The organism is Pseudomonas sp. (assembly GCF_026224925.1).
Classification (GTDB): Bacteria; Pseudomonadota; Gammaproteobacteria; order Pseudomonadales; family Pseudomonadaceae; genus Aquipseudomonas.
In genome coordinates this window covers 1-3,358 of record NZ_JAMFRV010000210.1, presented here as the reverse complement: position 1 = coordinate 3,358, position 3,358 = coordinate 1, and the positions used below count along the sequence as shown (strand labels likewise).

Annotated in this window: 3 protein-coding genes; all 3 read right to left on the bottom strand. The window is 58.0% G+C overall.

Going from position 1 to position 3,358, the window contains the following annotated elements:
* Positions 1 to 132: 132 nt before the first annotated feature.
* The 3 genes from M0974_RS08995 to arcC all read right to left on the bottom strand — a co-directional run bounded on the left by M0974_RS08995 (position 133) and on the right by arcC (position 3,240).
* The gene (locus M0974_RS08995) at positions 133 to 1,641 is read right to left on the bottom strand and encodes a sigma-54-dependent transcriptional regulator (protein ID WP_297835482.1); all 1,509 of its coding nucleotides are present in this window, start codon (positions 1,639 to 1,641) and stop codon (positions 133 to 135) included.
* A 252-nt stretch (positions 1,642 to 1,893) separates the two neighbouring features.
* Complete coding sequence (locus M0974_RS08990; RefSeq protein WP_297835480.1) at positions 1,894 to 2,250, bottom strand: DUF5064 family protein; 357 nt, start codon at positions 2,248 to 2,250, stop codon at positions 1,894 to 1,896.
* A gap of 60 nt (positions 2,251 to 2,310) precedes the next feature.
* On the bottom strand, positions 2,311 to 3,240 hold the full coding sequence (gene arcC, locus M0974_RS08985) for a carbamate kinase (RefSeq protein ID WP_297835477.1): 930 nt from the start codon (positions 3,238 to 3,240) through the stop codon (positions 2,311 to 2,313).
* Positions 3,241 to 3,358 lie beyond the last annotated feature (118 nt).

The window sequence follows — 3,358 nt, the reverse complement described above, 5'->3', positions numbered from 1 at the left end:
GCAAGCTTGCTTGCGAAGGCTATGTCATGGGCCCAGATACAACGGTAGCTGCTGAGCTCTTGACCAAGCATCTAGTCAGATAAACCGAGTCGCGCCCTTCGCAAGCAAGCTTACTCCCACAGTATGTATGCCTTAACCCTTCCCGGAAATTCCATATTTGCGCAGTCGATGGGCAATGGCGGTGTGTGAGGTTTGCAGGCGGCTGGCGAGTTGCCGGGTCGAGGGGTAGCTGACGTAGAGTTTTTCCAGCAGGGTTTTCTCGAAGTCTTCCACGGCCTGTTCAAGGCTATCCACTTCGCCGTCGTTCTGGCGCGCCACCGACGTTCCGGCAATGTCCAGGTCGCCGATGTCCACCAGTGAGCTTTCGCAAATGGCTGCCGCACGGAAAATCACGTTCTGCAGTTGGCGCACATTACCGGGCCAGCGGTTACTCAGCAGTGCCGGGTAAGTGCCCGGCGTAAGGCGGCACACCGGGCGTTGAATCTGCGCGCAGGCCTGCTCCATGAAGTAGCGTGCCAGCAGCAGAATGTCTTGGCCGCGCTCACGCAGTGGTGGCACTTCCAGGTTGAGAACATTCAAGCGATAGAACAGGTCTTCGCGAAAGGTGCCTTCGCTGACCATCTTTTCCAGATCGCGATGGGTGGCGCTGAGGATTCGTACATTGACCTTTACCTCGCGGTCGCCCCCTACGCGCCGAAAGCTGCCGTCATTCAGAAAGCGCAGCAACTTGGCTTGCAAGTACGGTGACATTTCGCCGATTTCGTCGAGGAACACCGTACCGTGGTTGGCCATCTCCATCAGGCCCGGTTTGCCACCGCGTTGCGCGCCCGTAAACGCACCGGGGGCGTAACCGAAGAGTTCGCTTTCGGCGAGGTTCTCCGGCAGTGCGGCACAGTTGAGGGCCAGAAACGGTGCCGCATGGCGGGCGCTGATGGCGTGGCAGGCGCGCGCCACCAGCTCTTTACCGGTGCCAGTCTCACCCTGAATCAGCAGCGGCGCATCCAACACCGCCACGCGCAATGCGCGAGTCTTGAGCGTGCGGATTGGCAGTGAATCGCCCAGCAGCGAGTCGAAACCCTCGGAGTGATCGTGGTGCAGCGCCGCCAGGCGTTCACCGATGCGGCTCGGCAGGTACAAGGTTAGTAGCGCGCCAGCGTCGGTAATCGGCGTAGCGTCCAGCAGCAACGCTTGGCCATTGAGCGTGACCTCGCGCAGCGGCAGGCGAAAACCGTTTTCCAGCAGCGCGGTGTGCAGGCCGGGATCAGCGAACAATTCGGCTACTGATTCTCCCGCCGGCTCACGACCGCACAGCGCAATCAGCGCGGGGTTGGCAAGCAACACACGGCCGTTGCTGTCTAGCGCCAGTACCGGGTCGGTCATGGCGGCGAGCAGGGCATCCAGTTGCAGGTGGCGACGCTGACCGGGAAGAATGTCGACCACAGTGATCGCCTCGACCCCGCGCACCCGGAAAAGCCGGTCTTTGAGTTCTTCCAGTACCTGCGGGCTGAGGGTGGGCGCATCGATGTACACATTTGGCGGAACCATCTCCACCGCGTCCAGATTCAAATTTCGCCCACCGAGAATCGCCAGCACTTCCTGGGTTATACCAACGCGGTCGATGAAGCAAACGTGGATACGCATGGGGCGATTAAAGGTTCTGGGAGGTGAGGGTGGCAAGTATGCCAGCAAATAGTAAATAGAGCGGCAGCGGCGCGGCGAGGGCTTCGCTAAATCGGGATCATCACAGCGATCCGGTGGGAGCAGGCTTGCCTGCGAATGCAACACCGCAGTGCTTCAGACCAATCGCGTCGTTCTTTTCCCGAATGAATTCGGTCCCACACCTGGATCGCGTTTCCTGTGTAGGAGCGCATTCATTCGCGAAGGCTTTTGGGTCTACCCCAAATGCTCAGGTTTCACTGGGTCGCCAGACTTGATATCAAGTTTCTGTCGAATGTCTTCAAACATTTCGTCGTACTGCTTATGCATCGCCACCGGCAGGGTGGTGGTATGCGGCAGGCCGTGTTTGATTGCGATTTTGTTAGCGACGCTGGCGAAGTTGAAAGCGCCGTCACGGGGCAGATCAAATTCGTCCTCGAACTCTTCGCCATTGACGTCCCCGACCATGGAAAAGTGCATGGAGGGCCCTTCCTTGGGGTCTTGGCGCACTTCGTAGTGGATATGGATATCGAAACCGAAATCGTTGGGTTGCAGCGGAGCGCGAGTGATGTGCAGATGACCTGGCTCAAACATGGGCCTTGCTCCTTTACGGTACAAAAGTGTAGGAATAGACCGCTTGGCCAGCTACTCGGTTCACCGATAGTGAATGCCTTTGCTGGCGGTGCTTATCCGGGTTCCGGCGTAACCTTTAACGATATTTTCAATGTCTGCCAGTGAGCCAATCACCGCTTCTTTACCGGTGTTACGCGCGAACTCGCAGGCAGCTTGCACTTTAGGCCCCATTGAACCCGCGGCAAAGCCCAGTTTTTCCAAGTCGTCGGGATGGACTTGAGCGACAGCCTTCTGCGTTGGTTTACCCCAGTCGATGAATACCGCGTCGACGTCGGTGGCAATCACTAGCAAATCACAACTCAATTGCTCCGCCAGTAACGCTGAGCACAGGTCTTTATCGATCACGGCTTCGACGCCTTTCAGCTTGCCATCCTCGCCATACATCGTCGGGATGCCGCCACCGCCCGCGCAGATCACGATGCTGCCTTTCTCCAGCAGCCATTTGATTGGGCGAATTTCGAAGATGCGTTTGGGCCGCGGGCTGGCAACCACTCGGCGGTATTTGTCACCATCCGGGGCGATGCTCCAGCCTTTCTCGGCGGCCAGACGTTCGGCTTCTTCTTTTGAATAGACCGGGCCAATGGGTTTGCTTGGGTATTTGAAGGCGGGGTCGTTACCATTGACTTCGACTTGGGTCAGCAGCGTCGCAAATGGTTTTCCGACGGGCAGAAGATTGCCCAGTTCCTGCTCGATCATGTAACCGATCATGCCTTCGGTTTCTGCCCCGAGCACATCTAGCGGGTAAGGCGAAACCGAGGTGTAAGCCGCCGCTTGTAGCGATAAAAGTCCGACCTGCGGACCATTGCCGTGGGCGATGACCAGTTCATTACCGGCAGAGATTTTGGCGATCTGTTCGGCGGCGATACGAATATTGATCCGCTGATTGTCCGCGGTCATCGGCTCGCCACGACGGAGCAGGGCATTGCCGCCCAGAGCAACGACGATACGCATAGTGGTTGTTCCTTCTGAAGTCGTTGTGGGAGCGGGCGTGCCCCCGATCGGTCGGGGGTCGGGTTCGAACGCAGCAGGCCTAAAACAGAGAATGGAATATTTACGGCCAATATCGAGT

What these genes read in the sequence shown, in the direction of transcription:
- M0974_RS08995 (WP_297835482.1), bottom strand. Translation starts at nt 1,641, where the DNA reads ATGCGTATCCACGTTTGCTTCATCGACCGCGTTGGTATAACCCAGGAA.
- M0974_RS08990 (WP_297835480.1), bottom strand. Translation starts at nt 2,250, where the DNA reads ATGTTTGAGCCAGGTCATCTGCACATCACTCGCGCTCCGCTGCAACCC.
- arcC (WP_297835477.1), bottom strand. Translation starts at nt 3,240, where the DNA reads ATGCGTATCGTCGTTGCTCTGGGCGGCAATGCCCTGCTCCGTCGTGGC.